Below are 1,157 nucleotides of genomic sequence, written 5' to 3' on the forward strand. Positions count from 1 at the left end.
CCCCTCCCCGTTCCGGGGCCGGCGCCACGTCGCCCGCCCCGCCGGACGGGCCCGTCGGCCCGCCGCGTCGATGATCGTCGTCCATGAGCGGACGAGGCGTCAATCGCCGCCCTCTCCGGTCACCCGCCGCCCAGTGTGTCCGCTCGCGCGGGCGGCCCGGTCGGGTTGAATGAGCGGGAGGCGGTGCGGCGCGAGGAGGCAGCATGCTGGTGATCGGTGAGTGCGTCGCCGACATCGTCCAGGGGGCGGACGGCCGGGAGCACGTCCACCCCGGCGGCAGCCCGGCCAACGTCGCCTACGGGCTCGCCCGGCTCGGGCACCCGACCGATCTGCTGACCCAGCTCGGCGACGACCGGCTCGGCGCCCTCCTCTCGGCGCATCTGCGCTCCGCCGGCGTCCGCGTCCACACGGACGGCGCCGAAGACGTCCGCACCCCCTCCGCCACTGTCCGGCTGGGCGGCGACGGCGGCGCCCGCTACGACTTCGACATCAGCTGGACGCTGCGCCCCGTACCGCTTCCGGCCACCGACCATCTGCACCTCGGCTCCATAGGCGCCGTACTGGAGCCCGGCGCGACCACCGTGCTGGCCGCCGCCCGGGAGCTCAGGTCAGACGCGACCGTCAGCTACGACCCGAACGTGCGGCCCGCGCTCATGGGCCGACGCGCCGACGCGCTGGCCCACGTGGAGCACTGCGTGGCCCTCAGCGACGTCGTGAAGGCCAGCGACGAGGACCTGGCCTGGCTCTGCCCGGACGAGTCCGCGGAGGAGGTCGCCCGGCGGTGGGCCGCGCGGGGCCCTTCCCTGGTCCTGGTGACCCGCGGCGCGCGCGGCTCGTTCGCGGTCGCCGCGCGCGGGGACGTCCGACTCGACCGGCGGCCCCGACCGGTGCCGGTAGCGGACACGGTCGGCGCGGGAGACGCCTTCATGTCCGGCGCGCTGCACGCGCTCGCCACCTCGGGACTGCTGGGCGCCGACCGCCGGGCCGCGCTCGCCGCACTCACCGAACACCGGCTCGACGAGGTCCTCCGTGTCGCGTCGGCCGCCGCCGCGGTCACCGTCACCCGCGCAGGAGCCAGCCCGCCGGACGACGCGGAACTCGCCGCCGCCCTCGCCGAGGAGTAGCGGGTGCCGCCCGCCCCTGCCGCCCGCCCCTCC

General features: G+C 77.1%; 1 protein-coding gene. It reads left to right on the top strand.

What is annotated here, in order from left to right; genetic code table 11:
- The first annotated feature begins 203 nt into the window (after window positions 1-203).
- On the top strand, window positions 204-1,124 hold the full coding sequence (locus FNX44_RS27075) for a carbohydrate kinase family protein (protein WP_143651595.1): 921 nt from the start codon (window positions 204-206) through the stop codon (window positions 1,122-1,124).
- Window positions 1,125-1,157: the final 33 nt, after the last annotated feature.

The sequence above is a fragment of the Streptomyces alkaliterrae genome (genome assembly GCF_007097205.2).
In the GTDB taxonomy this organism is placed as follows: domain Bacteria; phylum Actinomycetota; class Actinomycetes; order Streptomycetales; family Streptomycetaceae; genus Streptomyces; species Streptomyces alkaliterrae.